The sequence below is a fragment of the Sphingomonas faeni genome (assembly GCF_040407565.1).
GTDB classification, from domain to species: Bacteria; Pseudomonadota; Alphaproteobacteria; order Sphingomonadales; family Sphingomonadaceae; genus Sphingomonas; species Sphingomonas faeni_F.
On record NZ_JAPZPR010000005.1, the window covers coordinates 86,701 to 111,487 of the forward strand.

Annotated in this window: 22 protein-coding genes and 1 tRNA gene; 17 read left to right on the top strand and 6 right to left on the bottom strand. The window is 66.9% G+C overall.

The features are described from left to right. Positions 1 to 20: 20 nt before the first annotated feature. Both O6Y00_RS11630 and O6Y00_RS11635 read right to left on the bottom strand, forming a co-directional pair. Positions 21 to 752 (bottom strand): septal ring lytic transglycosylase RlpA family protein, encoded by a 732-nt coding sequence (locus O6Y00_RS11630; RefSeq protein ID WP_353442780.1) that lies wholly within the window; start codon positions 750 to 752, stop codon positions 21 to 23. Next, positions 736 to 1,767 (bottom strand): lytic murein transglycosylase, encoded by a 1,032-nt coding sequence (locus tag O6Y00_RS11635; protein ID WP_353442781.1) that lies wholly within the window; start codon positions 1,765 to 1,767, stop codon positions 736 to 738. Before O6Y00_RS11635 ends, O6Y00_RS11630 begins: the two co-directional genes overlap by 17 nt. Positions 1,768 to 1,910: 143 nt before the next feature. Here O6Y00_RS11635 and O6Y00_RS11640 point away from each other — a divergent pair. The 17 genes from O6Y00_RS11640 (at position 1,911) to O6Y00_RS11720 (ending at position 20,723) form a co-directional block, all read left to right on the top strand. Further along, positions 1,911 to 1,987: transfer RNA gene (locus O6Y00_RS11640), tRNA-Pro, on the top strand. Positions 1,988 to 2,642: 655 nt separating this feature from the next. Continuing rightward, on the top strand, positions 2,643 to 3,518 hold the full coding sequence (locus tag O6Y00_RS11645) for a TauD/TfdA dioxygenase family protein (RefSeq protein ID WP_353442782.1): 876 nt from the start codon (positions 2,643 to 2,645) through the stop codon (positions 3,516 to 3,518). Continuing rightward, positions 3,515 to 4,819, top strand: coding sequence for an MFS transporter (locus tag O6Y00_RS11650; RefSeq protein ID WP_353442783.1), 1,305 nt, complete (start codon positions 3,515 to 3,517; stop codon positions 4,817 to 4,819). The genes O6Y00_RS11645 and O6Y00_RS11650 overlap by 4 nt, the downstream gene beginning before the upstream one ends. 93 nt (positions 4,820 to 4,912) lie before the next feature. Next, on the top strand, positions 4,913 to 5,563 hold the full coding sequence (locus O6Y00_RS11655) for an alpha/beta hydrolase (protein ID WP_353442784.1): 651 nt from the start codon (positions 4,913 to 4,915) through the stop codon (positions 5,561 to 5,563). 195 nt (positions 5,564 to 5,758) lie between these two features. Beyond that, positions 5,759 to 6,649 carry a fatty acid desaturase gene (locus O6Y00_RS11660; RefSeq protein WP_353442785.1) on the top strand — a complete coding sequence of 297 codons (891 nt, stop codon included), beginning with the start codon at positions 5,759 to 5,761 and terminating at the stop codon, positions 6,647 to 6,649. Continuing rightward, positions 6,646 to 7,464, top strand: coding sequence for a phosphate/phosphite/phosphonate ABC transporter substrate-binding protein (locus O6Y00_RS11665; RefSeq protein ID WP_353442786.1), 819 nt, complete (start codon positions 6,646 to 6,648; stop codon positions 7,462 to 7,464). Before O6Y00_RS11660 ends, O6Y00_RS11665 begins: the two co-directional genes overlap by 4 nt. Further along, positions 7,461 to 8,411: a serine O-acetyltransferase EpsC gene (gene epsC, locus O6Y00_RS11670; protein WP_353442787.1), complete on the top strand. Its 951-nt coding sequence runs from the start codon at positions 7,461 to 7,463 to the stop codon at positions 8,409 to 8,411. Before O6Y00_RS11665 ends, epsC begins: the two co-directional genes overlap by 4 nt. Continuing rightward, positions 8,408 to 9,190, top strand: coding sequence for a gamma-glutamyl-gamma-aminobutyrate hydrolase family protein (locus tag O6Y00_RS11675; protein WP_353442788.1), 783 nt, complete (start codon positions 8,408 to 8,410; stop codon positions 9,188 to 9,190). The genes epsC and O6Y00_RS11675 overlap by 4 nt, the downstream gene beginning before the upstream one ends. Before the next feature lie 269 nt (positions 9,191 to 9,459). Further along, the gene (locus O6Y00_RS11680) at positions 9,460 to 9,594 is read left to right on the top strand and encodes a hypothetical protein (RefSeq protein WP_353442789.1); all 135 of its coding nucleotides are present in this window, start codon (positions 9,460 to 9,462) and stop codon (positions 9,592 to 9,594) included. Positions 9,595 to 9,943: 349 nt separating this feature from the next. Further along, on the top strand, positions 9,944 to 11,578 hold the full coding sequence (locus tag O6Y00_RS11685; RefSeq protein ID WP_353442790.1) for a TldD/PmbA family protein: 1,635 nt from the start codon (positions 9,944 to 9,946) through the stop codon (positions 11,576 to 11,578). Positions 11,579 to 11,593: 15 nt separating this feature from the next. After that, positions 11,594 to 12,928 (top strand): TldD/PmbA family protein, encoded by a 1,335-nt coding sequence (locus tag O6Y00_RS11690; protein ID WP_353442791.1) that lies wholly within the window; start codon positions 11,594 to 11,596, stop codon positions 12,926 to 12,928. A 146-nt stretch (positions 12,929 to 13,074) separates the two neighbouring features. Next, positions 13,075 to 13,770 carry a DUF4159 domain-containing protein gene (locus O6Y00_RS11695; RefSeq protein ID WP_353442792.1) on the top strand — a complete coding sequence of 232 codons (696 nt, stop codon included), beginning with the start codon at positions 13,075 to 13,077 and terminating at the stop codon, positions 13,768 to 13,770. 25 nt (positions 13,771 to 13,795) lie between these two features. Continuing rightward, positions 13,796 to 14,806, top strand: a complete 1,011-nt coding sequence (locus O6Y00_RS11700; RefSeq protein ID WP_353442793.1) for an AAA family ATPase — start codon at positions 13,796 to 13,798, stop codon at positions 14,804 to 14,806. After that, a complete protein-coding gene (locus O6Y00_RS11705; RefSeq protein ID WP_353442794.1) occupies positions 14,799 to 15,713 on the top strand; it encodes a DUF58 domain-containing protein in 915 nt (304 codons plus the stop codon). The genes O6Y00_RS11700 and O6Y00_RS11705 overlap by 8 nt, the downstream gene beginning before the upstream one ends. Then, positions 15,710 to 16,837, top strand: coding sequence for a BatA domain-containing protein (locus O6Y00_RS11710; RefSeq protein ID WP_353442795.1), 1,128 nt, complete (start codon positions 15,710 to 15,712; stop codon positions 16,835 to 16,837). Before O6Y00_RS11705 ends, O6Y00_RS11710 begins: the two co-directional genes overlap by 4 nt. After that, complete coding sequence (locus O6Y00_RS11715; RefSeq protein WP_353442796.1) at positions 16,834 to 18,933, top strand: DUF4175 domain-containing protein; 2,100 nt, start codon at positions 16,834 to 16,836, stop codon at positions 18,931 to 18,933. Before O6Y00_RS11710 ends, O6Y00_RS11715 begins: the two co-directional genes overlap by 4 nt. Continuing rightward, positions 18,930 to 20,723, top strand: a complete 1,794-nt coding sequence (locus O6Y00_RS11720) for a carboxypeptidase regulatory-like domain-containing protein (protein ID WP_353442797.1) — start codon at positions 18,930 to 18,932, stop codon at positions 20,721 to 20,723. Before O6Y00_RS11715 ends, O6Y00_RS11720 begins: the two co-directional genes overlap by 4 nt. Before the next feature lie 44 nt (positions 20,724 to 20,767). On the opposite strand, the gene O6Y00_RS11725 is transcribed toward O6Y00_RS11720, so the two are convergent. The 4 genes from O6Y00_RS11725 to O6Y00_RS11740 all read right to left on the bottom strand — a co-directional run bounded on the left by O6Y00_RS11725 (position 20,768) and on the right by O6Y00_RS11740 (position 24,556). Beyond that, the gene (locus tag O6Y00_RS11725) at positions 20,768 to 21,598 is read right to left on the bottom strand and encodes a 23S rRNA (adenine(2030)-N(6))-methyltransferase RlmJ (RefSeq protein ID WP_353442798.1); all 831 of its coding nucleotides are present in this window, start codon (positions 21,596 to 21,598) and stop codon (positions 20,768 to 20,770) included. 113 nt (positions 21,599 to 21,711) lie between these two features. Then, positions 21,712 to 21,912: a hypothetical protein gene (locus O6Y00_RS11730; protein WP_353442799.1), complete on the bottom strand. Its 201-nt coding sequence runs from the start codon at positions 21,910 to 21,912 to the stop codon at positions 21,712 to 21,714. A 164-nt stretch (positions 21,913 to 22,076) separates the two neighbouring features. Then, positions 22,077 to 23,798 carry a WD40 repeat domain-containing protein gene (locus tag O6Y00_RS11735; RefSeq protein WP_353442800.1) on the bottom strand — a complete coding sequence of 574 codons (1,722 nt, stop codon included), beginning with the start codon at positions 23,796 to 23,798 and terminating at the stop codon, positions 22,077 to 22,079. Next, positions 23,795 to 24,556 carry a formylglycine-generating enzyme family protein gene (locus O6Y00_RS11740; protein ID WP_353442801.1) on the bottom strand — a complete coding sequence of 254 codons (762 nt, stop codon included), beginning with the start codon at positions 24,554 to 24,556 and terminating at the stop codon, positions 23,795 to 23,797. Before O6Y00_RS11740 ends, O6Y00_RS11735 begins: the two co-directional genes overlap by 4 nt. Positions 24,557 to 24,787 lie beyond the last annotated feature (231 nt).

The window sequence follows — 24,787 nt, forward strand, 5'->3', positions numbered from 1 at the left end:
TTCCGTAGGCAAAAGGGAACTCAATCCGTGGGCAGGACCTGTGCATCGCCATAGCCGCGCTCGGCGACCGCGTCACGCACGCGTTGCAGGCTCGACACATCGGCGAACGGGCCGAGGCGCACGCGGTAAAGACCTCCGCGTGCGGTCACCGTCGCCCCGAGCCGTCCCGCCAAAGCGGTAGCCCGTGGGTGATTCGAAAAGGTAGCGACCTGGAGAATATAGAGGTGACCCGCTTCGAATGGCGGGAGTGTCCTGCGAGCCGGCAACGGATCGACCGCCGCGATGCGTGTCAGCGTCGGCATCCGCGGCGCCGCGGCCTTTCCCGCGCGCAACAGCGTCGCATCCAGCAGGGTCGGCACGATCGTCCGGATGCGCACCGCGACCACCTGTCGGCGATCGGTGCCGAGCAGGCGGGCAGCTGCGCGCGACAGGTCGATCATGCGGTCCCGACGTCCCGGTCCACGGTCGTTGATACGAACCAGGATCGACCGGCCTGTCTCGAGCGAGGTCACCTCGACGAACGATCCGAGCGGCAAGGTGCGATGTGCCGCGGTCATCGCCGCGGGATCGAACCGATCGCCCGACGCGGTACGGTTGCCGAGCAATTCCTCGCCATACCAACTCGCCAGGCCGGTATCCTCGTAGCGCCCGTAGGTGCCGGTGGGCGTCGGCAGGGGCGAACCGACGGTTTCGGACGCCATCCCGCAGGACAGCATCAGCGCCAGCGCGAAGACCCTAGCGTTCGACCGCATCGGCCAGCAGTCCGACCGACAGCGCGTAGAAATTCGAGCAATTATAGTCGAGGATGACGCGGTAGTTGCTGGTCAGCAGATATGCGGTCGATCCCGCGCCATCCGGCTCGAGCAACGTCGCCAGGACACTGTCGGCGGGCCAGGCGCGGCCCTGCGGCACCAGTCCGAGAGCACGCCATTCGGCAATCGTCCGCCAGCCGCTGTGCCGTTCGAACACGCGCGGGCAGCGCGGCGAGACCAGCCGGTTGCGAACCTGCGATCGGTCGAACCCCGCCGGAACGCCGACCGCGAGCCCCCAGGGCTGACCTGCGCGCCAGCCGGCATCGACGAAATAATTGCCGATCGACGCGAGCGTGTCCGCAGGGCTGTTCCAGATGTCGGCGCGCCCGTCGCCATCGCCATCGCGCGCGACGCGGAGATAGACGGAGGGCAGGAACTGCGGGTTCCCGGTCGCGCCGGCCCAGCTGCCCTTCAACTGGCTGCGCGAGACGCCGCGATCCATCATCTTGAGGCCGGCGATGAACTCGCCTGCGAACAAGGCGCGGCGGCGGCCCTCATAGGCAAGGCTCGCCAGTGATCGAAGCAGATCGAAATCGCCGGTATAGCTGCCGTAATTGGTCTCGTGCCCCCAGATCGCGACCATGATCGATTCGGGGACGCCGGTGGTGCGTTCGATCCGCTCGAGGCGATAGCGTTGCGCCTGGTAATTCTGCCGACCGCGCGCGATCCTGGCGGCATCGACATGCTGGGCGCGGTACGGTGCGAAGGCCGGAATCGCGCTGACGGTTGCGGCGCCGGGTTGTCCGCGATCGAGGTCGATGACGCGCTGGTTCAACGTCAGCGTCGGGAAGACCGCGTCGGCGGTGCGCGCGCTGACACCGTCGGCAAGCGCCTGTTGCCGAAGCGTCGTCATATACGCGTCGAACGCGGTATCCGTCTGCGCCGACGCCGGCCCGCCGCTCGCCAGCACGAACGCCAAACCCAATGCGCCGCGGCGCAACCATGTTGCTGTCATAACCCCACCCATCGGCAGCTTGTGCCACACCGATGCGGCGATCGGAACCTCGTGTCGCCGCACGCGACGCACGCACGACCGTACGCTATTCTGTGTCGAACGGGGTTGCACATGCCGCCGGCTGCGCCTAACCGCATCGGCGTCGGGGAGTGGCGCAGGCTGGTAGCGCACCTGGTTTGGGACCAGGGGGTCGCAGGTTCGAATCCTGTCTCCCCGACCATCATATGCGAAGTGATTGATTTCTCGTCGCCAACATGGCGATCGGCAATGGCTGTGGCCATCGCCATCGCCATCGCTGTACCCATTGGGGGCGATGGACTGGGCTTACCGGACATCACAGTGCACGGTGGCAGCTATACTGTCACAGCAAGATCACCGTAACCGCCGCGGACGTGCCGCTATCCCTGTCGTCTAGCACAGGGAATAATCGATGCGCCCCGGGGTGTATGGCGGGCGGGTTCGGTGCGACGGTCGAGAGGTCGCGCTGTCCGGAAGCGTGGGCTCTCCGTCCCTACTAGGGCGCCGCGGCGCGCTGGACGTCCGGCGAGCATGGCCGGTTAGTCGATGCTGGCGGGAGCGAGGAGCGCGCATGGGTAGCGGCGGATCTGGCGCTTGACTGCCAGAACCGTAATCCGGTTTCGAAGGCCAAATAGTCGGCTTGGGCGTTGGCCAGAATCATGGCCGGTGGGGAATGTCGCCGCCGCGTCCGGCGATCCCTTTGGCGACCAATTGGCGCCAATTGCGCACGCAAATATGCCCCGGTTGACTGGCCCAAACAAATGCTTTGCGGCCCGCATCGGCGGTCAATCGTTAAACCGGTCATGCGGCAGTCGAGCCTCGTCGACTGCGAACGTGCGAGTATGGAGTACGGAATGATGAGCGATCTTCTGGCAAGTCGACTTGGCCTGGACGTGATCGAAACCGGAAAGGGCGTCGGCGCTGAGGTTCGGGGTATCGATCTTCGGACGCTCGATGATCAGCAGTTCGCCGATCTTCACCAGGCCTGGCTCGACAATCTGGTCCTGCTGGTCCGCGACCAATCGCTTTCGGATGCGGATCTGATCGCCTTCAGCCGCCGGTTTGGAGACCTCGATCTCGCGCCCATCCAGGAGACCGGCCGCCGCTTCGTCGAGGGACTGCCCGAACTCTATGTCGTCTCGAACGTAGTCGAAGGCGGCGTTCCGATCGGCAGCCTCGGCAATGGCGAGGCGGTCTGGCACACCGACATGTCCTATGTCGAAGTCCCGCCTCAGGCGAGTGCTCTCTATGCGCTGGAGGTGCCACCGACGGGCGGCAATACGAGCTTCGTCGATATGTACGCCGTGTACGATTCGTTGCCCGATGACCTGAAGGCGCGCATCGCGGGACGCCGCGTAAAGCACGACGGCACCTACAATAGCGGTGGTTTCCTTCGCCAGGGCGTCACGCCAAGCGACGATCCGCGCGAGGCGCCGGGCAGTCTGCACCCGTTAGTCTACACCCATCCTGAAACCGGACGCGCCGCGCTGTATCTCGGACGCCGGCGGAATGCCTATATCGATGGTCTGGATCTGGCCGACTCCGAAGCGCTGCTCGACGCGCTTTGGGAGCATGTCGACGGCGAGCGATTTGGCTGGAGCCATGAATGGCGCAAGGGAGACCTGGTGCTGTGGGACAATCGCTGCACGATGCACCGGCGCGATTCGTTCGATCCTGCAGCGCGACGCGTGATGCACCGGACGCAGATCAAGGGGACGGGTAGACCTGCATGACGGGCCGCAGCCTGAGCCGGTCCGACGCGATCGCGCGTCACGTTCCGCGGTGGATGAGCATCCCGAACCGCATCCTCGCAGTACTGTGCCTGATGTACCTGGTGCTCTACATCGACCGGGTGAACCTGGCGACGGTCGGTCCGCGCATGACCGCCGAACTGGGGATGAGCAACACCCAATTCGGGCTGGCGATCTCCGCCTTTTCCTACCCCTATGCTCTGATCCAGCTGTTCGGTGGTCGCGTCATCGACCGCTTCGGGCCGCGACGCATGTTGCTGATCTGCGGTGCGGTCGTCTGCGTGGCGACGGTGTTGACCGGGCTGGTCGGCGGGATGGCATCACTGTTCGCGCTGCGTCTCGCGCTCGGCATCGGCGAGGGGTTCGCCTTCCCCGCTGCGACGCGCGCCATGGCGACATGGCTGCCACCGGCGCGCTGGGGTTTTGCGCAAGGGATCACGCACGCCGCGGCACGGCTCGGTAACGCGCTGACCCCGCCGCTGCTGGTCGGAGTGATGGCGCTCGTATCGTGGCGGGGCGCGTTCGTGGTGCTCGGACTGGCGAGCGCGGTGTGGGTGATCCTGTGGCTGGTGGTCGCGCGGGAGACCCCGGAACGACACCCCGGCATGTCCGACCAGGAACGCGCCGAACTCGCCCCGGCGGCGCAACAGGCCGCGACCACGCCTCCCGTGCCGTGGTGGCGGCTCGCGCGGCGGATCGCGCCCGTCACGGCCGTCGATTTCTGCTACGGCTGGACGCTGTGGGTGTTCCTGACATGGCTCCCTTCGTTCTTCTTCAAGAATTTCGGGCTGGACCTGAAGCACTCGGCGCTGTTTTCGGGCGGCGTGCTGTTGGGTGGCGTGGTCGGCGACTGGGTCGGTGGCGCAGCGAGTGACTATATCTACCGCCGGACCGGCAGCCTGCAGGCGGCACGGCGCAATCTGATCATCGTCGGGATGGTCGGCGCGTTCGTGTTTCTCGTGCCCGTGGTCCTCACCCACGATCTGACGACGGTCGCCCTGTGTTTGTCGCTGGCGTTCTTCTTCTCCGAACTCGTGGTCGCGCCGATCTGGGCCGTGCCAATGGACATCGCGCCGCAATATGCCGGCACCGCGAGCGGCATGATGAACTTCGGCTTCGGTATCGCGGGGATCCTCTCTCCGCTGGTGTTCGGCGCGGCGGTGGACCTTACGGGAAGCTGGTCGATCCCGTTCTGTGCATCGCTGGCGCTACTCCTGGTCGGCGCTGGTCTGTCGTTCTTCATGCATCCGGAAAAGCCTTTTCAGGCTGACGGACTGAACTGAGTCGAAATGGGGAAGCACCGCTTAGCTGGACGTGGTGACAGACCGAGAGGAAACTGATCGGCTCATCTCAGCCGAAACCCAGGATAGAACGGTTTGGCGCGTATCGGAGAAGCTGCGTTGCGTCGTCGACCGGAAGAAGGCAGCTTATGCATTCACGGAAAGGGAGACCGGATTGTGTCTGTTGCTGTCCTGGATAGCCATCGGCTGACGCTTATCGCGCTCGTCCCCGACAAGGCCGTCTCCATATTCGAGCGGTTCCGGGAGTTTCCGCGGTTTGGCGATGCGCAGCATATTGCGGTGCGCAGCCGTACCGCTGCCGAGCGAACGGCGCTGGCCGCGCGGATCGATGCCGCCGTATCGGCGTCCGATCGCGCGGTCATGCTCCTGGCACAGGGCAGCGCCTGCGCGGCGGCCGCATGGTGGGCCCGACTGTCGCCGAAAGCCTATACCGCGAACGTTGCCGGCGCCCTGTTGGTCGCCCCCGAAGGCACGAGCTTGCACCAGCGTCATTTTGCGGCACCGAAAATCGGCCTGCCCTTCCCGTCTATCGTCGTCGGCGCCGATGACGAGGCGCAGCGCCTTGGCGTGGAATGGGGCAGTCGCCTCATCGATGGCCCGCTGCTGAGCGCGGCGACGGCGCCGACCAACCGCCTGCGCGCCATCATCGAACGCTTTACCTCCGCAGTGGTCGAGCGCGACGTGGGTGCCGCGTATCGCATCATCCAGGCGATCGGAGACGCCTAGCTGGACGCCGGTCGTCAAGTGAGACGGCCGGACGTCGGGCGGTGTGAGCACTTGTCGAAAATCGCCGACGTCAAGGTTCGGGATAGCCCGCCCTCAAATCGCACTGACGAAGCAAACCTATCCCCGCGGCGCACCTTTGCTTGCTTTCAATTCCCACCGGTTGCGGGGATGTTGGCGACAGCAAAGGAGGTGGATATGCGAAAGTTCGTCGCGAGGGTGCCCGTCATAGAATGGCCCACGCTCACCATCGCCGTCCTGATCTATGCCGGATGGATCGCGCTTACCGCGTTACACGCGCAGGTTCCGCTTCCCGTGCTGGTCGTCCTCGGCGGATGGCTGGTGGCGTGGCAGGGATCGCTGCAACACGAGACGATCCACGGCCATCCGACCGGGTTCAGCCGCGTCGACAGCGCGATCGGTTTTGCTCCCTTGTCGCTCTGGCTGCCGTACCGGCTGTATCGCCGAAGCCATCTCGCGCATCATGGCGCCAAGGTGATTACCGATCCCCGGCACGATCCAGAATCGCGCTACCGTCTATCGAGCCAAGGCGCCCTCGCCGCTTCGCTGCAATCGACCCTGGTCGGGCAGATGATCTTCGGCCCGGCCTTATCGATCGGTCGATTTCTGATCGCCGAGGCGCGACGTGCTGTCCGTAGCCCTGCTGCCGTCGCGCGTGACTGGGCACCGCATCTGATCGGCGTGGCCGCGGTGTTGTGGTGGCTGGATCACGTCGGATTGAACCTTGCGACCTATCTGCTGGCCTTCGTCTATCCGGGCACCGCGCTGACGATGCTCCGCTCCTACGCGGAGCATCGCGCCGATCTGGCAAGTCCTGGACGGGCCGCCATCGTCGAGCGCGGCGGCCTGTTCTCGGTCCTGTATCTCAACAATAATCTCCATGCCGCTCACCATGAGCGTCCGCGGCTGGCCTGGTATCGCCTGCCGTCCTATCACCGCAGCCACCGTGACCGGTTCGTCGAACGGGGGGCGCCCATCTATCGCGGCTATGGCGAGATCATACGGCGGTTCGCGTTTCGATCGCATGACGACATGCTGCATCCCGATCACCGGGCACGCTCCGCATGACGCGGCTGGTCGCGTCGCTCGGGATGTACGATCACCCGGCGCAACAGGGCGCTAACGATCGGATCTGGTCCGCGATCGTCCGTATCCTGCGCACGCGTGGGGTCGAAGGCGTGCCCGATGTCCTCGACCGGGCGCGCCACGTCCATGATATCTGGCGGGACCCGAATCTGTTGTTCGGGCAGGCGTGCGGCTATCCGCTGGTTGCCGACGAAAGCCTTGCGCTGTTAGTCATCGCCTTGCCGGTCTATGATGCGCCTGGTTCGGGCCATGGCCATGCAACGCATGCCAGCGTACTGGTGGCACGGGCGAACGACGGGCGCAGATCGCTTGGCGACTACCGCGACACCCGCCCCGCGATCAACGATCCGCAGTCGAACACGGGCATGAACCTGTTTCGCGCGACGCTGGCGCCGATCGCTGAGACGCGTAGCTTCTTCGCCACTGCGGTGCAGACCGGATCGCACCGCGCCAGTGTCGTGGCGGTCGTTGCGGGAGACGCGGATATCGCCGCGATCGATACGGTCAGCTACGCAGCGCTGATACGCCATGAGCCCGATCTGACCGCCCCGCTCAAGATCGTCGCGCGGAGCCCCGCCTCTCCGACGCTGCCGTTCGTGACGTCGGCGACCACGAGCATCGAGACGATCGCAGCGCTGCGTCTCGCCTTGCAGCAGATCATGACCGACCCTCACCTCGCGGAGGATCGTGCGATGCTTGGGCTGGCAGCTGTTTTGACCGCGAACGCTGACGCGCTGGCCCCGATCCGCGCGCTGGAACAGACCGCGATCCGCTTCGGCTATCCGGACCTGCTATGACTGCCGCCCCGCATCAGCTACCCAATATCGACGACGCCATCGCCGACCTGCGTGCCGCGCGCGTCGCGTGGCGACGCGAGGATGGCGGACGTCACAGCGTGGCGCGCTTTCCGTCGCGGATCGAGGTCGAGCGCGCGGTAGGCGAGCTTGTCGTCGCGCTGTTTCCCGGTCGGCTCGGTGGCTATTCGGGAGACGGCGCGGGGGAAGACGCCTTCGTCCACTCTGCGTTACGCAGCGCGCTGACGATCTTGCAGCGGCAGGTGGCAAGCGAACTCGCCTATTGGCAAGAGGAATCGGTGGAGCCGTTCGATCCGAGTCAGTCGGCGATGATCGTCCGCCTGTTCGTCGCCGAACTCGCCCCAATCCGCGAGATGGTCGATGCCGACGTCCGTGCCGCGTTCCTCGGCGATCCGGCGGCCCGCAGCGCGGACGAGATCCTGATCTGCTATCCCGGAATCGTCGCGATGCTGCATCACCGCATCGCGCATGCGCTCTACAATCTGGGAGCGCCGATCGTCGCGCGGATCGTGTCCGAGCTTGCCAACACCCGCACCGGCATCGACATCCACCCCGGCGCCACGATCGGGCGCGGCGTCTTCATCGATCACGGCACCGGCGTCGTGATCGGCGAGACCGCGATCATCGGCGACCGGGTCCAGATCTACCAGCACGTGACGCTCGGCGCGCGCAGCCCGCTCGGCGTGACGGACATGTCGGTACGCGAGCGACTGGCCCGCCATCCGATCGTCGAGGACGACGTGGTGATCTATGCCGGTGCCACCATCCTGGGGCGCGTGACGATCGGTCGCGGTGCGACGATCGGTGGCAATGTCTGGCTGCTGGAAGACGTTCCACCCGGCAGCGTCGTGGCGCAGCCAACCGCGGTGATCCTGCAGGGAGACGCCGCCATCCAGTTGCATGAGACGTTGCGCGGGCGGTCGGCATGACGCGCTTTTTTCCGTCGCGACGCGATCCCAGCCACCGAGAGACTGGACCCGCGCGCCCGGTGATCGGCGTGGTATGCTGCAACGAAGTCGCCGATCGCCCCATCCAGGCGGTCGCCACCCGTTTCGTCGATCCTCTCGTGCGCTATTCACATGCGACCGTTCTGCTGGTGCCGGCGGTCGCGGGCGCACTGGACGCCCGGTCGTTGGCGCCGCGACTCGACGGACTTCTGCTGACCGGGTCGCGGTCGAACGTCGCCGGCGACCGCTACGGCCGTGTCGATGCGCCGGACGATACGCTGGATCTCGACCGCGATGCCGTCGCGTTCGATCTTGCCGCACGAATGATCGAGGCGGGCCGACCGGTCTTCGGCATCTGTCGTGGCCTGCAGGAACTCAATGTCCTGTTCGGTGGCACGCTGGGCAACGCGGACGTAGGCCATCACCGGGAAACCGACGACGTGACGGCGTATGAAACGCTGTTCGACCATGTTCACGATGTGGTGCTGCAAACTGGCGGCGTCCTGGAAACGGTCATGGCACAGTCGAGCGTGTCGGTGACGTCGGTCCACCGCCAGGGCATCGACCAGCTCGGAACCGGGCTGAACGTTGAGGCGATCGCGACCGACGACGGCCTGATCGAGGCATTCTCGGCGCGACCCTGCGGCGGCGACGTCGTCGCCGTCCAATGGCATCCCGAATGGGATGTCGCAATCAGCGGCGCCAGCCGTGCATTTTTCTCGCTTATCGGCCGATCGCTTCGGCATTCGATGAATTCGTAGGCAAGGTGTCCGACGTTGCGCTCTCACCGGTCGCACGCGTCGCGGCACAGCCGACGTATCATCTTTAGACGTTATGAACGCACGCCATTTTGGAGCATTCCGCCATTACGGAACGGTTGCCGTGTGCCGACGACCTCGGACAGGACCTCGTCGATGACCGCAACGAAGGGAAATGATCATCAGCCAACCCATCGTTGCGGTGCCCTGCTTCAGGACAATCGGACCGCCAGCCTTCGGACGTGTGTTCGCTCGGGCCAGGCGGCTCAACGGTGACCCGCTACTTCGTCTGCGGTACCCGCCACAATCCCGGTGCGATGCCGCTGGTGAGCAGTCGCGATCGTTCGCTGGCGTTGCTCGCGGTCGGCCAACGGCGCCTGGTCGCTATGCAACAGAGCAGCTTCTGAAGCGCCGACAGTCCGGAGCGCGTAAGCTCCCGCAAGGTGATCGCGAAAGGACGGCGTATCGCGGCGGCTGAATCGTCAATCTCTGGCGAACGTCGGTCCTCGCGTTTGAACGAGCATCTTCCAGTCCATTACCAATGGCGCGAAGCCGACGGAGGACGGGCTCGTGTCGGTCCCAGTGGGACAAACACGCTTGCTGTAGCATATCGGTAAAACACCGTGTTGACGCCGGTCGAAACGCGCGCGATGATCCTGCCTCGGACAGGTCACGATCGAAACGCGGTCGTCGTCACCGGTATTTGAGAACCGTGCCACGCAGAGGACACTCGCGGGCGATATTGGGGGAACGGCGTTGCATAGACGGGACTTCCTGGCCGCGAGCGGCCTGGCACTGGGCGGCGGCGTGTTGCCGACGTTCCTCGGGCGCGCGATCGCTGCCGAGGAGCTGGTCTCAACCCTCGATGTCGCTGTGAAAAAGCGTCTTGCCGATGCCGCTCTCAATGCCGCGAAAGCGGCAGGGGCCAGCTATTGCGACGTCCGCGTCGGCCGGTATCTTCGCCAATTCGTCATCACGCGCGAGAAAAACGTCGAGAACGTCGTCAGCACCGAATCGACCGGGGTCGGCGTTCGCGTCATCGCCAACGGCGCCTGGGGTTTTTCCGCGACCAACGAGATGACCGTCGATGCGGTCGCCAACGCCGCCAAGCTTGCCACCGCGATCGCCAAGGCCAATTCCAAGTCGCAGACCGCACCGGTCCAGCTCGCGCCCACGCCCGGCGTCGGCGAGGTGTCGTGGCGCACCCCGGTCAAGAAGAACGCGATGGCGGTGCCGCTCAAGGAAAAGGTCGACTTGCTGCTCGGCGTCAACGCCGCGGCGACCGATGCCGGGGCGAGCTTCGTCAACTCGATCCTCTTCCTGGTCAACGAGCAGAAGTATTTCGCCTCGACCGACGGATCGTACATCGACCAGGACGTCCACCGCATCTGGGCGCCGCTGACCGTGACCGCGATCGACAAGGCGACCGGCAAGTTCCGCACCCGCGAAGGCCTGTCCGCGCCGATGGGCATGGGGTTCGAGTATCTCGACGGTGCCGCGTCGGGCAAGTTCGTCTCGCCCAACGGCGTCGTCAATTACGGCTTGTCCTACGACATGAAGGAGGACGCGATCGCCGCCGCCAAGCAGGCGCAGGCCAAGCTCAAGGCGCCGACCGTCAAGCCCGGCAAATACGACCTCGTGCTCGACCCGTCGCACACCTGGCTGACGATCCACGAATCGGTCGGCCATCCGCTCGAGCTCGATCGCGTGCTCGGCTACGAAGCGAACTATGCCGGCACCTCGTTCGTCACGCTCGACAAGGTCAAGCAGCGCTTCCAGTACGGCAGCCCCGAAGTCTCGATCGTCGCCGACAAGACGCAATATGGCAGCCTCGGCGCGGTCGGTTACGACGACGAGGGCGTGAAGACCAAGAAATGGGATCTCATCCGCGACGGCAAGCTGGTCGATCTGGAGGCGATCCGCGACCAGGCGCACATCATCGGCAAGTCCGCCTCGGACGGCTGCTGCTATGCCGACAACTGGGCCAACGTGCAGTTCCAGCGCATGCCCAACGTCAGCCTGGAGGCGGGCAAGAAGAAGCAGAGCGTCGCCGACATGATCGGCGGTGTCGAGAACGGCATCTACATCATCGGTGACGGGTCCTTCTCGATCGACCAGCAACGCTACAATGCGCAGTTCGGCGGTCAGCTGTTCTACGAGATCAAGAACGGCAAGATCACGCAGCAGATCGAGGATGTCGCCTACCAGATCCGCACGCCGGAATTCTGGAACGCGTGCGTCGGCGTATGCGACGCCAGCGACTACCGGATGGGCGGGTCGTTCTTCGACGGCAAGGGCCAGCCGAGCCAGGTTTCGACGGTGAGCCACGGCTCCTCGACCGCGCGCTTCAACGGCATCAACGTCATCAACACCGCCCGCTCGCTCGGCTGATAGGAGATACAGGTCATGAGCATCCTCACCGAAGAGCAGGCGCGCGCCATCCTCACCAAGGTCGTCGCGCTGTCGAAAGCCGACGAATGTACCGCGCAGCTCACGGGCTCGATCGACGGCAACATCCGGTTCGCGCTGAACAACATCTCGACCAGCGGGGTGATCAACAATTCGGATCTCGCCGTGCAGGTCGCGTTCGGCAAGCGCGTCGGCACCGCGACGATCAACCAGTTCGACGACGCCTCGCTCGAACGCGTCGTCCGCCGCGCCGAAGATCTCGCCCGCCTCGCGCCCGAGAACCCCGAGTTCGTCCCCGCCGTCGCCAAGCAGGTCTACAAGCCGTCGCCGACGTTCAGCGCCGCGACCGCCGCGATCGATCCCGAATATCGGGCCAAGGTCGCCGGCGATTCGATCACCGCGTGCAAGGCCGAGAAGCTGATCGCCGCCGGCTTCCTGCAGGACGGCCAGAGCTATGTCGCGTTCGCCAATTCGAAGGGCAATTTCGGCTACCAGCGCGCTTCGTCGATGGACTACACCTGCACGGTCCGTTCCGAAGACGGCCGCGGTTCGGGCTGGGTAGGCCGCAGCCTGCAGGATTCTGCTGCGTTCAGCGCCTCCACCGACATCCGCACCGGCATCCGCAAGGCGTCCGCCTCGGTCGACGCGCGCGCGCTCGAACCCGGCAAGTACACCGTCATCCTCGAACCCGCGGCGGCGGCGGGGCTCATCAGCTTCATGATGAACTTCTTCGACGCGCGTCAGGCGGATGAAGGGCGTAGCTTCCTGTCGAAGAAGGGCGGCGGCAACAAGGTCGGCGAGCAGGTCTATGATCCGCGCGTCAACTTCACCGCCGACCCCTGGGCGCCTGGCGCCGCGGTGATGCCGTGGGACGACGAGGGGCTCCCGCGCGAGGCGATGCCGATCGTCAAGGGTGGTAAGATCGTCAACCTCAACTACTCGCGCTACTGGGCGCAGAAGCAGGGCAAGCGCGCGGTCGGATCGCCGGGCAACCTGCTGATGGCGGGCGGCACGAAGACGACCGCCGACCTGATCCGCGGCACCGAGCGCGGCATCCTCGTCTCGCGGACCTGGTACATCCGCATGGTCGATCCGCAGACCGTGCTGCTGACCGGCCTGACGCGCGACGGGACGTTCTACATCGAGAACGGCGAGATCAAGTATCCGGTGAAGAACTTCCGCTTCAACGAAAGCCCGGTGATCATGCTCAACAACATCGACGAACTGGGCAAGCCGGTCCGCGTGGCCGGCGACGAGAGCTCGCTGGTGATGATGATCCCACCGATGAAACTGCGCGACTTCACCTTCACGTCGCTGTCGGACGCGGTGTGACCTTGCCCGTCCCCCAATTGCACCACCCCGGCGAAGGTCGGGGCCCAATTGGGGGACGGCGACAATGATGATGGCGCACCGGCACTATGACCATTCCCATTGGGTCCCGGCCTTCGCCGGGGTGGTAGCATGACGCGACTGACGACATGACGCGCCACGACTTCCTCAAGCTCATGGGCGCTGGCCTGGCCACCACGCTCCTCCCGCGCGCCGCCACCGCCGCCGGCGCGTACGACTTCTGGTTCACGCGCCTGCGCTATCAATCCGGCGACTGGGACGTCGATCGGCGGATGCCGTCGAACATCATCACCTCGCTGATCGACTACACCAACCTGCGCGTCGATCCGAAGGAGCGCGTCGTCGCGCTCGCCGACCCCAAGATGCTGACCGCGCCGTTCTGCTACATGGCCGGGCACAAGCTGGTCGAGTTCTCGGCCGCCGAACGCCGCAACTTCGAACGCTATGTCCGCAGCGGCGGGTTCGTGCTGGTCGACGATTGCAACCACGATATCGACGGTCTGTTCGCGCAGTCCTTCGAACGCCAGATGGCCAAGATCTTTGGGCCGCGCGGCTTGCAGAAGCTGCCGCCGAAGCATCCGATCTACACCAGCTTCTTCAAGTTTCCCGGGCCTCCGGCGACCACGTTCGAGCTGAACGGCTGGGGCGACGACCTCGTCCACGATTACCTCAAGGGCATCACCATCGATGGCCGGCTCGGGCTGCTCTACAGCAACAAGGATTACGGGTGCGAATGGGACTACGACTGGCGCAACAAGCGCTTTCTCGCGCAGGACAATACCAAGTTCGGCGTCAACATCGTCATGTACGCGCTGACCGTCTGACCCTAGCCTGCCCGAGAGTGCTCCGATGACCGACATCAATGAAACCGACGTCACCGAAACGGATATCGCCGCGCAACTGGCCAAGCTCGGCGACCTGCGCGCCGCGATCGGCCAGGCTATCGTCGGGCAGGAGGCGGTCGTCGAGCAACTGCTGATCGCGCTGATCGCCGGCGGGCATTGCCTGATGGAAGGCGTTCCAGGCCTCGGCAAGACGTTGCTGGTACGGTCGCTCGGCGAGGCGCTGGAACTCGATTTTCGCCGCGTCCAGTTCACGCCCGACCTGATGCCGAGCGACATTCTCGGTACCGAGTTGCTCGAGGAGGATCACGGCACCGGCAAGCGCCATTTCCGCTTCCAGCAGGGCCCGATCTTCACCAACCTGCTGCTCGCAGACGAACTCAACCGCACGCCGCCCAAGACGCAGGCCGCTCTGCTGGAAGCGATGCAGGAACGCACCGTCAGCTATGGTGGCACCACCTACACGCTGCCCGATCCGTTCTTCGTGCTGGCGACGCAGAATCCGATCGAGCAGGCCGGCACCTATCCACTGCCCGAGGCGCAGCTCGATCGATTCCTGCTCCACGTCCGCGTCGATTATCCGACCGAGGCGGAGGAGCGCGCGATCATCGCGCAGACCACCGGCAGCCGTACCGCGACAGTGCCGCGCGTGCTCAATGCGGACGACGTGCTGGTCCTGCGCCGCTGGGTGCGCGACGTGCATCTGAGTGAGGACCTGCTCGACTGGATCACGCGGATCGTGCGCGCGAGCCGACCGGGCGAGGGCATGCCCGACGCGATCCGCAACTACGTCCGTTGGGGTGCGGGGCCCCGCGCGGGCCAGTCGCTGGTCCTCGCCGCCAAGGCGCGTGCGCTGCTCCAGGGGCGGCTGGCCGCGACCCGCGACGACATCCTCGCGCTTGCCGCGCCGGTGCTGCGCCATCGCCTGATCCTGTCGTTTGCCGCCGAAGCCGAGGGCATCAGCCCGGACCAGGTCGTCTCGCGTCTGGTCGGCGCGGTCCGGGGTCCTGGTGCCTGACAGCCTGATACCGCCCGTCCTGATACCAGCTGATGTGCGGCACAGGTTGAAGGGACTGTCGCTGGTCGCCCGCCGTGCGGTAGGCGATCGCGGGATCGGCCTGCACGCGAGCCACAGCCGCGGCACCGGCCTCGAGTTTGCGCAATACCGACCGTATGAGTTCGGCGACGAACCGCGCCAGATCGACTGGAAGCTATACGCCCGATCGGACCGCTTCTTCGTCCGCGAAGCCGAGCGGGAAAGTCCCGTCGCGCTGTGGATCCTGCTCGATGCCAGCGCGTCGATGATGCAGGCAGACGCGCGCCGCCCCGAATACACGCGGCTGGATGCAGCGAAGGGGCTCGTCGCGGTGCTGGCGGAACTTGCACTCGCGCAAGGCGACCGGTTCGCATTCGCCGCGCTGCGTGACACTGGTCTCGCGCTGACCCGCCCAGCGAGCGGTACCCGCCACCGCGATCGCCTCCACCTCGACCTTCACGCGTTGGCGGCGTCCGGCGTTTTTCCCGAGGAATCGAAGATCGCCCCCTTGTGGGAGCGCATCGGCCAGCGTGACCTGGTCGTGATCCTGTCAGACTGGTTCGACCCAGCCTGCCTCGATCTCGCTCGCCGGCTGTCCGCCGCTGGCCGCGAAGTGTTGGGAATCCAGATCCTCACCGTCGGGGAGCGCGATTTCGATTACGACGGCGGCTACCGCTTCCGCGATCCCGAGACCGGCGAGGAACTGCTCGGCGACGGCCCTGCCCTCCGCGCCGAGTATCTGAACCGGTTCGCCGAAGCCAAGGCGGGCCTCCACGCCGCGCTCGACGCCGCTGGCATCCGCCACGCCGAACTCGTCCTCGACCAGCCGCTCGACACGCCGTTGCAGCGCCTGTTCGGCCGCATCGGCAACCGCGCGGGCGGAGCATGACGCCGACGCTCCTGTTCCCGCTGGGCCTGGCCGCGCTGGCCTCGATACTGATACCGCTGGTCCTCCACCTCGCGCGCCGGACCGAACAGCGCCCGACCAACTTCGCCGCACTGCGCTGGCTTCGTCAGAAGCCGCGTCCGCGTCACCGGCCGAAGTTCGACGAACTGCTGTTGCTAGCGACCCGAATCCTGTTGCTCGCGCTCGTGTCGGTGTTCCTTGCTGGGCCAGCGCTGCTGAACACCCAGGACCCGACGCCCGTGATCGCGCTCGCGCCGGGGATCGACGTCACGACCGTGACTCGGGATGCAAAAGCACGCGCGATTTGGCTCGCGCCCGGCTTCCCGCCAATCGACACGCCCGCCCCGCGTGGCGCGGTTCCGATCGGCAGCCTGATTCGCCAACTCGATTTGCAAACTGCGGCGACGGCGCCGTTGACGATCGTCGTCCCCGCCACCCTCGACGGCGCCGATGCGGAGCATCCACGCGTGTCGCACCGTGTGCGCTGGAGGGTCGTCCCCGGCGCCATGGCGGCGAGCAGACCCGCCGCGTCACCGCTCCGCGTCGCGCTGCGCACCGACGCTGCGCATGCGCCCGGCTCACGCTACATTAGGGCTGCAACCGCCGCACTCGGCCTCGCGATCGACGTCGGTGATACGGCACGCGCCATTCCGCCGCGCACGACGGCGCTGATCTGGTTGGCGGGCGGCACCCTGCCGGCTCCCGCCGCCCGCTGGATCGACCGGGGCGGCACCGCGCTCGTCGCCAGCGATACTGTGATCGCAGCGAGCCCTACCGTCCCGGCATGGCATGACGAGACCGGCCGACCGCTCGCCGAAACGCGGTCGCAGGGCAATGGGCACGTCGCGCGGCTGCTGCAACCGCTCGATCCGATCGCCATGCCGGCGCTGGTAGAGCCCAGCTTCCCGAAGACGCTCGCGGATCTTCTTGCGCCCGGTTCACCACCGACGCGGGTCGAAGCGAGCGCGTACCGGCCGCTGCCCGGCGGTCTGCCCCCGGCAAGCCAGTCGCGCGATCTGCGTCCCTGGTTCGCGCTCGCCATCGCCGTCGCGTGGCTGGTCGAGCGCTGGCTCGCGACCCGCGCCAAGCGGGCGATCGCGCCATGAGCGTGGTGACGCCCGTGACCGACTGGGCCAGACCAGCGCGAACGCGATCGATGCGCGACGACCTGCTCCTCGCGACGCCGATCGTGATCGTCGTGACGGCATCGGGCTGGCGGCTATCGAGCCCTGCCACGGGTTTCGTCCTGGCCGTGCTTGGCGTCATCGCGACCGTCCTGGTCGTCCGCGACCGCGCGCGCCGCTACGACCGCCGCTGGCTGATCGCGGCGATCGATGCCGCGCGCAGCGACGCGGAGGACAGTACCGACCTGCTCTTCGCCGATCCGGCCGCGCTGACTCCGTTCCAGCGCTTGCAACGCGCGCGGGTCGCGGCGAGACTGGCCGCCGAACCGGTGCCGGAGCTGTATCCCGCCCGATCGCACCGAACGGCGGTCTTGCTGTGGCTGGCCGCTGTTGCCGCCCTCGCCGCGATCGCTCTGTGGCCCGATCGAACCAGGCCCGGCGCAGCGCTGTCGCCGGCGCATGAGGGCGTCGCGCGGCCGGGCGTCCCGGCGCTGGCCGCGCAGCGCCTGACGGTAATTCCGCCCGCCTATACCGGCCTCCCCCCGCGCGCACTCGGCACGCTCGACGCGCGCGTCCCGGCCGGGTCGCGGCTCGAGTGGACGCTCGCCTTCTCGCCCGAACCCATCGCTGCCTCGCTCGTGGTCCTTGACGGAGCGCCTTCGCGCCTTGCGCAATCCGGCGCGACGTGGACCACGGCGCGCACCGCGGACCGGGCGTTCCTCTACCGCGTCGTCGCGCAGGGTGGGTTACCGGCCCCCCCGCTCCACCGCATCGACGTGATCTCCGATCAGCCGCCGCAGGTCCGCCTGACCTCGCCCACCGATACGCTCGTCCAGATGTCAGCGGGTCAGCGCAGCTGGTCGCTGTCGTTCGAGGCGACGGACGATTACGGCGTGCAACCGGTCGCCTCTCTCCACATCGTAGTTGCGCAGGGTGAAGGCGAGAATGTCCGCTTCAGCGAGCGCACCGTGGCGGTCCGCGGCACCGGTGACGCTCGCCGCCGTATCTTCGCGACGACCATCGCGCTCGCGGGAACCGGCTTCACCGAACCCGGCGATCTGGTCGCGCAACTCACCGTTGCCGACGCCCGTACGCCCGCGCCGCACCGCATCGTCGGCCCCGCCGTGATCCTTCGCCGCCCGCCCGCCAGCGGTGCCGAGAGCGGGCTGGAGGCAATGACACGTCGCACGATGCCGGCGTATTTCAGCAGCCAGCGACAAGTCATCATCGACGCCGAAGCGCTGCTCGCCGAACGCCCCCGCCCCGCGCCCGACCGCTTCCTCGCACGCTCGTCCTCGATCGCCGACGATCAGCGACTTCTGCGCATGCGGTATGGCCAGTTCATGGGCGAGGAAGTCGGCGGTGGCGCAACCAACGCGATGCCGACCAGCGACGCGGAAGAAGGCGCCCCCCCTGTCGCCGACGAACACGCCGGCGAAACACCTCCAGCCGCTCCGCAATTCGGGCAGGAGGCGGCGATCGTCGAGACGTACGGCCACACGCATGACGAATCCGAAGCCGCGACGCTGCTCGATCCCGGCACGCGCGCGACATTGCGCCAGGCGCTCGACAACATGCGCCAGTCCGAAACCGCGCTCCAGCTGGGCGACCCCAGGCGCGCACTGCCGTTCGCGTACAAGGCGTTGCGCTTCATCAAACAGGTCCAGCAGGCGACCCGAATCTTCCTCGCGCGCACCGGATCGCAACTGCCCCCGGTCGATCTCGCGCGCAGGCTGACGGGAGACCGTTCGGACATGGCCGCGCGCACGCTCGCCTCCACCGCGGCCGACCCGGTCGACGCAACGCCCTCGGCGATCTGGGCGGCACTCGATACGGGCAGCGACACCGCTGGGCTGGACGCACTCTCGCGCTGGCTCCACGCGAACGCGGCGCGCGTGCCCGATCCGCTCGCGCTGTCTGCCGCGATCGACACGCTGCGTCGCGATCCTGGCTGCGCCCCCTGCCGCGCCAAGCTGCGCGGTACGCTCTGGAGCGCGCTACCCAGGCCAACGCCCGGCCTGACCCGGCGCCCGGCCGGCGACGCGATCGGCCGCCGCTATCTGGACGCGCTGCCATGAGCGCAGCGCAAGGCATCGCAGCGATCCTGACGCTCGCGGTCGTGCTCGGCTGGGCGCGCCTTTTGCTGTGGCAGCGACATGCCCCCGCGTCGTCCCGCGCGCGGCGGTGGCGACTGGCTGCGTTGCTGGCGCTGCAACCGGTGGCGGCCGTGTTGCTCTACTGCACGCTGTTCCCCCCCGCCGCCGCCGGAAAGGCGACCGGCACGCTGGTCATAGCGACGTCCGGAGCGCCTCGTTTCGTCCCGACCGGACCGGGCGAGCGACTGATCGCGTTACCCGAGGCGTCGGGCGTAGTCGGGGCCGAACTCCTGCCCGATCTCGGCACCGCGCTGAGGCACTATCCCTCCGCCGGCGCGCTGCGGATCGTTGGCTCCGGTCTGGAACCCCGCGACCGGCAAGCGACCGCCGGATGGGCGGTGCGCTTCGAACCGACCGGCGAACCACGCGGCCTGATCGCGCTGCAACCGACGGCTCCGATCGCCGCCGGCGCGCGGTTCGCAGTCACAGCCCGCGCCGAGGGGATTGCAGGCGGATCGGCGGCGTTGCTCGATCCAGCGTCGCGGATCGTCGACGAGCAACCGATCGGACCGACCAGTGACATCGCGCTTTCCGGTACCGCCCGCGCTGCGGGAACCGCGATCTTTACCGTGCGTCTGCGCGACCGATCGCGGACGCTGATCGAGCAGGCATCGGTACCGGTCTGGGTGCCGGCCTCGGCCCCCGCGCGCGTGCTTATCCGTGCCGGGGCGCCGGGCCCCGAAGTAAAGTATCTGCGCCGATGGGCGACCGATGCGGGGCTGGCGCCGCGGGTCCGGGTCGATTTGGGTGGTGGCGCCTCGCTCGTCGATACGCCGCCCGACATGACGACCGCGGCGCTGGGAAAGGTCGATGCCATGATCCTCGACGACCGCGCCTGGGACGGGATCGGCGCGGGCGGACGCGAGGCGGTCGCGGCGGCGGTGCGGGGCGGCATGGGCCTGATCGTGCGGATAACCGGGCCGGTGCCGCGCGGCTGGCAAGTTCTCGGGCTGACCGCGCCCGGCACGGCCGACATCGCGCCGGTAACGTTGCAGCCCGACGCCCCCAGCGACGAAGCGCTCGCCGCGCGCCGTGGTCCAGGAACTCGCGACGCCCCCGCCTCGGTAGCGGGCGCGCGCGACACCGTGCCGGTGCTGACACGACAGGCCGTTACCCTCACGGGCGGCATGCCAATTCTGCGCGACATCCGCGGCACCGTGCTCGCGGCGTCGCGGAGCCGCGGACGCGGCAAGGTCGCCCTGATCAGCGTGCAGGACAGCTTCGCGCTCGTCACCAGCGGCCATAGCGATGCCCATAACGAACTCTGGAGCAACCTTGTCTCCGACGTCGCCCGTCGTCAGGCCGGTCCAGTGGTGCGGATCGAGACGCCCGCGTTCGCCGGCCAGCGTATGACGATCTGCGGCGCGGGCCCCATCCTCGTTACCGATCCCCGAGGAGACGCAAGTCGGGCGCTCGTCGATCCCGCGACCGGTGCAGCCGGGTGCGCGGGCTATTGGCCCAGCGTTGCCGGCTGGCACCGGGCCTCGGGTCCCGCGGCACGGCCCTTCTACGTCTATCCCGCCAATGCGCTGCCGGGCCTCCGCGCGATAGATCGTCGCGACGGAACACTGCGCCAAGTCGGTGGCGGCAATCGCGAGAGCGTGCGGACGCTCGAATACGACCACGGGCCATCCTGGCCCTGGTTCATCGGCTGGCTGCTGGTCGCCGCGATGTCATGGTGGCTGGAACGCGCGCGAGCTGGCCGAACCTAAAAGCATTCCGCGGGGAAACCGCGGGGACCTTAGGGCGGTTTACCTTATTCGCGCAACCAATCGGCCGTGATCTCGCCCCTATGCCCCTCCGGCGCCAGCGCGGCGCGCAGGGCTTCCAGCAGAGGCGGCAAAGCCTGCACGAAGGCATATGGCGGGTTGACGATGTAAAGGCCTGCGCCATTATAGCTGCCGGGCTGATCGACATCGTACAGCCAATGCTCGACGCCCATCAATTTCGGGATGCCGAGCTTGCGAAGCTGGTCCTTCCACCGCCACTGCGTGGCGCGCTCTTTCAGCGGATACCAGATCACCGTCACGCCATGCGCCCATTTGCGGTGGGCGGCGGCGAGGGTGGCCGTGATACGGTCCCGCTCATCGAGCTGCTCGTACGGCGGGTCGACCACCACCACGCCGCGCGCGGTTCGGGGCGGCACCATCGCCAGCCAAAGCTCGTAGGCGTCGCGCTCGTGCACCGCTGCGGATGTGTCGCGCATGACGCCGCGTAGAGTGTAGGCGTCCGCGGGATGTTTTTCGTTCAGGATCAGGAAATCCTGCGGACGCAGAAGCTGCGCCAGGATCCGCGGCGAGCCGGGGTACAAGTGCGGCTCGGCGCCGACATTCACCGCTTGCACGACGGCGCGGTAGTCGGCCAGCAACGAGTTCGGGTCGGCAAGTGCCCGCACCACGCCCTGCGCGGACTCGCCGGTACGCTGGGCATCGTCGCCGCCGAGGTCGTACAGCCCGCACCCGGCATGCGTGTCGATCAGCGTCAGCGCGCCCGGTTTCTGCTGCAGGGCCCGCACGAGAGCGATCAACAGGCCGTGCTTGACGACATCGGCACTATTGCCGGCGTGGAAGGAATGGCGATAATTCATTGCGATTCAAAAATCCTGACGACCTACCCTTATGCGTGCTCACAAGCCGGCTTCCGAGCGCGAGGTGACCGAAGCAACTGATCCGGTGCCAGTATAAAGTCGGGCGGCAACCTTCAACGCACTTCTGCGCGATCCCCGAAACCCGCGTAGGCGGTCGTTGCCAGAGGCGGAGCCGCGCGGTTCCGGGCGCTCGTCATGTGGACCGTCATGGCAGGCGAGACGGTCAGGCTGGGTGCGATGGCGGCCAGGTTGGTTGGGTCAGGTAGCCCCGATAGCGGTAGGGTGTTGCCGTACGGCGCGAACACGGTTTCCATGCTGGTTGCGCAGCAGTCGATGTGGCCGATGTCCAGTCCGTCCGCGCCTGGGGATATCAGTCCATGAACAGGACGGTCAGCACATGTTTTGAATGACTTGCAACGTCCCCGAACCGGTCGGGTCTCCCGTCTCCTCGATCCTCTGTTCAAACTGTTAACTCCGATCACCCGGCCGGTTGCGCGGGGTGGTCGATCCGGTACGTCTGCCCATCGTACGAGGCTGCGATGAACACGCCTGCCTCGCCGCAGGTGGCGATCGAGGAGATGCCTGCGGTGGTCGGGCGCGCGACAGTCCAGGTCATGGTCGTAGAATCATAGATGCCGACTTCGCCGTCATATGTGCCGGTCGCGACCCGACCGCTCGCGTCGCAAGCCGCCACGCATTTGACCGAATGCCGGTGCGGGGTGGCGACGGCCCAGGCACGATCGGGATACCAGAAGCGCAACTGCAGATCGCGCCCGACGCTGACGAATCCGCCATCGTTCAGCGCCGCGGCACCATTGCAGATACGGCTATGCGCGGCTGCAATGATCGAAACCGGGCCGAGCGCTTTAATCGGCACGCGCGCGGCATCGCCGGTCGCGCAAACGCTGAATAGCTCCGTGCCGTTGCTCGCAAGCCCCTTGATCGCATTCGCATGGACGTCGATCGTCGCCGCCATATCGAGCCTACCCCTGGCCCCCTGCCTGAAGATCAGGGCCTCCCCCGTATAGCTGCCGATCGCGACGTGATCGACGCCATCCCGCACGAAGACCGTCGCGCAGTTGAGCGGGGAATGATGGCGATGAAGTTCCGTGCCCGTCAGCGCGTCGAAGACGATGCCAAGATGCCCCCCGGTCAGCAGCATGGTCCCGAACGGCATCAGGAAATTGCAGAGGCTGCCGATCCGCTGCACGACCACTCCGTCACGGCGCAATACGCCGGCATCGCCGATCGTCCAGACCGCGCCGGCATGGTGACGCACCGCGTTGATGCCCGACGTGTCCTGGACGCGCGACAGGTCCCAGTCGCCGATCGCCGGATCGAACACGGCGTAGCCCGTTCCGAACGTGCCGAACACAAGCCGCCCGTCGGCGCGCGCGGCAATGCTCCGCAGCCAGACCGAGGCCGGCGCCTGCGTTTCGGCGGCGAGCGACAGGCCGCCATCGGCATCGATCCGCCACAGCTTGACCCAGCGATCGTAGCTCGCGGTGATCAGCCGGCGTGACACCCGGTCCGCGATCACCCGCTTCACGCCGGAGGCATGCGCGGCGATCCGCTCGACCACGGACCCGCGGATGATCGCGATCTCGCCGCCGTCCGTGCCCGCGTACAGCGTATCGCCCTCGCCGCGCACCACCGTGTCCGCCTCGACCGTGCCGAGGTCGATGGTCGCGAGCAGCGTACCGTTGCGCGCGCACCACCGCCGCACCGTTCCGTCGTCACTCGACGAGAACAACGTCGCGCCGTCTTCGCTCCATTCGACCGACAGGACGTCGGATTTGTGCCCTCGCAACGACAGCGTCATCTTGCAGCCGTTCGGATCGGCGCCCGGCCCGCCGACATCGAACACACCGATCCGGTGATCGCGCGAGGCGGTGGCGACACGGGTGCCGTCGGGACTGAACGACGCCATTTCCACATCATCGTCATGGCCGCGCAGCACCGACACGAGCCGAAGCCCCGGGATTTCCCAGATCCTGGCGCTGTAATCGCTGCTGGCCGTCACCAGGCGATCGCCGGCCGGATTGAAGCGGCACTGGTTCACGAGATGGTCGTGGTTCCCCCGCGCGACGGGGCGTCCGAGATCGTCCCACAGGATAATCGCATTGTCATAGCCTGCGGTCGCAGTGAGGCCATGCGCGCTGACGTCGACGCCGCTGATCGGGGAGCGGTGACCGATCATCGGGGATCGTCCAGCGCCAGCCGGAATCCCGTCACCGCAAACTGCGCGCCGACATAGGGCCCGTGACGCCGCCGCGTTCGCGTCAGATCGCCGCCGAGCGCGAAGCAGCCGCCGCGCAGGACGTTGTACGCGCCGGCGTGGAGCCGAGCGAGGTCGTCCGCGACGGGCACCCCGCCGGAATAGGGTTCGTAGCGCGTCATCGTCCACTCCTCCACATTGCCCGCGAGATCGAGCACGCCCCAGTCCGATGCGCCGCCCGGAAACGCATCGACCGGTGTCGTCATGCCGCGGCGACTTTCGATGCTGTTGCACTGCAAGGCCGAGAAGACGTCGCCATAGGGATAGCGTCGCCCTTGCGGACCGGCGGCGGCCAGTTCCCACTCGGTCTCGCTCGGTAGCCGCCACGCCTGCCCGTCGACCCGACGCAACCACGCGGCATAGGCTCGGGCATCGGCAAGCGAGACACCCCAGACGGGATGATCGCCGGGCATGTCGCGGATAAGAGATTCCGGCACCGAGCCCGGCCGGTCGCGGAGGAAGCGTCGATAGTCGCGATTGGTCACGGGCACGCGCGCCAGACCGAACGCTGCAACCGTTACGCGGTGCGCGGGATATTCCTTCAGGATCCAGTCGCGGAACACGCTGCGGTAGGCGCGATCGACGAGCCGGTCCTGCCACTCGCGCACCGCGCGCTCCACCTCGTCAAGGTCGGAACCCATCCAGAACGTCGTCGCGGGAATAGCGACGATATCGTCCATCGGCGGCGCGCCCTCACCTGCCATGAGAGTAGCGCGGCAGACGCGTGAAAATGGTGCGAGAACATCGCTGCGCGCGATTCTCCGAAACCGGGGCGCCAGCGACCCCAGAGGTACGACGCGACATCCTCGAGATCGGCGACCGGATGGTGGCCGACCGCCGGTCACGGCCGCTGGCCTGCCTCTTCCAAGTAGGCACATCAGGTTGCGCTTGATCCGACGTCGGCGTCAGTT